Here is a 2772-nt window from a genome sequence, read left to right as displayed (position 1 = left end):
GAGTGACGAAGTAACGTGCAGTACAACTTCCTCTCGGCGACGGTGCTGCTGATCCTGATCACCGATCCGCTCGGCAACATCCCGATCTTCATCAACGCGTTGCGTGGTGTGGCGAAGGAGCGCCGGCGGGTTGTGATCCTGCGTGAAGTCGCGATCGCGTTCGGGATCTTGCTGCTGTTCATGCTGGTCGGCGACCGCTTTCTTCGCGCGATGAGCCTGACAGACTTGTCGCTGCGGCTGGGTGGCGGGATCGTGCTGTTCCTGATCGCGCTGCGAATGATCTTCCCTCATCCCGATGGCCCCATGGGCGGCGATTCGCGCGGCGGTGAACCGCTGATCGTGCCGCTGGCCATTCCGGCGCTCGCCGGTCCGTCGGCGTTGGCGACCGTGATGCTGCTGACATCGCAGGCGCCGGGGCAGATGTGGGAATGGATCGGCGCGCTGACCGTGACCATGTTCGTCTGCGCGATCGTGCTGGTCATGGCCGAGAAGATCCAGCACTGGCTCGGCGAACGCGCGGTGACGGCGTTCGAAAGGCTGATGGGACTGGTGCTCGTGTCCATATCCGTCGAAATGATCCTGACCGGGATTCGGACCTTCGTACATCAACTGGCGGCGAACGGCTGAATTCGTTGCAACCACTAAAACAGAAGGCCGTTTCAACTTGCGTTGAAACGGCCTTCTTCACATTCTGCTGCAATGGCCGTTCGGCCGGTCACGCGCCTTCAATCACGCGGCTTCAATCATGCACCTTCAGTCAGTGCCCGGATGGTCGGCAGGTTGCGCCAATAGCCTTTCGCGTCCATGCCGCAGCCGAACACGTAACGGTCGGGGACTTCGAAACCGCAAAAATCCGGACGTAGCGGTTTCTCTTTGCTGATGAGCTTCTCGCAGAGCACCGCCGAGAGGAATTTCTTCGCGCCCATTGCCATGATCCGGTCGCGGATGGCGGCCATGGTTTCGCCTTCATCCAGGATGTCGTCGAGTACGAGCACCACGCGATCCTTCACCGCCTCCGCCGGCGCCACGCGCCATTCCATCTTGTCGCCGCCCTTGGTCGTGTTGCGGTAGCGCGTCAAATGGATGTAGTCGAACTCGAGCGGGAAGTCGAGATGCGGCAGCAGCATGCCGGTGAACACCGCCGCGCCGCCCATGACGGACAGCACGAGCGGAAATTCTTCGCCGGTGCTCGCGCCGATGGCTTTCGCCATGTTGACGATCGACGCGGTCACGTCCTGCGCCGAAACAATCTCTTCGGAGTGGCTGAAAATGTGGAGTGCTTCTTCGCGGTTCATAGGGCAGGCGGGGAGGGTATGAGGCTAAAAAGGAGCGACGAGGGCGCCAACGCTCAGGCGCGCGCCACGACATGATAAACCCGAGTTCCTCGATGAAACCCGGGCCGATCGAATCAAAGCCGATTGCCGGACAAAAAAAGACAAACGCTTAGCGCATGCCCGGCATCATGCCTTTCATGCCGCGCATCATTTTCTGCAGGTTACCGCCCTTCAGCTTTTTCATCATGCCGCGCATTTGCTCATACTGATTCAGCATGCGGTTCACTTCCTGCACTTGCACGCCCGCGCCCGCGGCGATCCGGCGTTTGCGCTGCGCCTTGATGAGGTCGGGTTTCGCGCGCTCCGCAAGCGTCATGGAATTGATGATGCCTTCCATGCGGCGCATCTGCTTTTCAGCGATACCCATGTTCGCGCCCGCCGCGGCTTGCTGGAATTGCGCCGGCAGCTTGTCCATCAGCGACGACAAACCGCCCATGTTCTTCATCTGCGCGAGTTGGGCGCGGAAGTCGTTCAGGTCGAAATCGCCGCCTTTCTTGACCTTGTCGGCGAGTTTTTGCGCGGCGGCGCTGTCCACGCCTTTCTGCGCTTCCTCGACCAGGGCAAGAATGTCACCCATGCCGAGAATCCGGTTCGCCATGCGATCCGGGTGGAACACTTCCAGGCCGTCGAGCTTTTCGGCGACGCCTACGAACTTGATCGGCTTGCCGGTCACGTGGCGCACGGAAAGCGCCGCGCCGCCGCGGGAATCGCCGTCGAGCTTGGTGAGCACCACGCCGGTCAGCGGCAGGGCGTCACTGAACGCCTTGGCCGTGTTGACCGCGTCCTGGCCGAGCATGGCGTCGACTACGAACAGCGTTTCCGCCGGTTTCAGGATGCCGTGAAGCTCGGTGATTTCCTTCATCATGGCTTCGTCGATACCGAGCCGGCCGGCCGTATCGACGATCAGCACGTCGTGGAAGTGGCGTTTCGCCCAATCCACCGCCGCCCGCGCAATGTCCGCCGGTTTCTGATCCGGTTCCGACGGGAAAAAGTCTGCGCCAACCTGTTCGGTCACCGTTTTCAACTGCGCGATAGCAGCCGGTCGATACACGTCGACCGACACCGTCAGCACCTTTTTCTTGTGCTTTTCGCGCAGCAGCTTGGCGAGCTTGCCGGTCGTGGTGGTCTTGCCCGCACCTTGCAGACCGGCCATGAGTATGATTGCAGGTGGCGTGACGGCAAGATTCAGCTCGACCGCCTTGCCCTCATAATCCCCGCCGATGATCGCCGTCAGCTCGCGCTGCACCACGCCGACCAGCGCCTGACCCGGCGACAAGCTTGAGATCACCTCTTCGCCAAGCGCCTTTTCCTTCACCTTGGCGATGAATTCGCGCACGACCGGCAGCGCGACGTCGGCCTCGAGCAGCGCCAGGCGTACTTCGCGCAGCATTTCCTGCGTGTTAGCCTCGGTGAGCCGGGCTTCGCCGCGCAGCGTCTT

Annotated in this window: 3 protein-coding genes; 1 reads left to right on the top strand and 2 read right to left on the bottom strand. The window is 61.5% G+C overall.

Going from position 1 to position 2772, the window contains the following annotated elements; translation table 11 throughout:
* Nucleotides 1–15: 15 nt before the first annotated feature.
* Entirely contained in the window at nt 16–627 is a 612-nt protein-coding gene (locus ACFFAR_RS30230; protein WP_062000292.1) for a MarC family protein, read from the top strand.
* A gap of 116 nt (nt 628–743) precedes the next feature.
* On the opposite strand, the gene ACFFAR_RS30225 is transcribed toward ACFFAR_RS30230, so the two are convergent.
* Together ACFFAR_RS30225 and ffh are read right to left on the bottom strand one after the other, a co-directional pair.
* Nucleotides 744–1295 (bottom strand): hypoxanthine-guanine phosphoribosyltransferase, encoded by a 552-nt coding sequence (locus ACFFAR_RS30225; RefSeq protein WP_062000291.1) that lies wholly within the window; start codon nt 1293–1295, stop codon nt 744–746.
* Between the two features lie 148 nt (nt 1296–1443).
* The coding region (gene ffh, locus ACFFAR_RS30220; protein ID WP_375509117.1) for a signal recognition particle protein at nt 1444–2772 on the bottom strand (1329 nt) is incomplete at its 5' end.

The sequence above is a fragment of the uncultured Caballeronia sp. genome, from assembly GCF_964243625.1.
Classification (GTDB): domain Bacteria; phylum Pseudomonadota; class Gammaproteobacteria; order Burkholderiales; family Burkholderiaceae; genus Caballeronia.
This window is presented reverse-complemented; position numbering and strand designations above follow the sequence as displayed.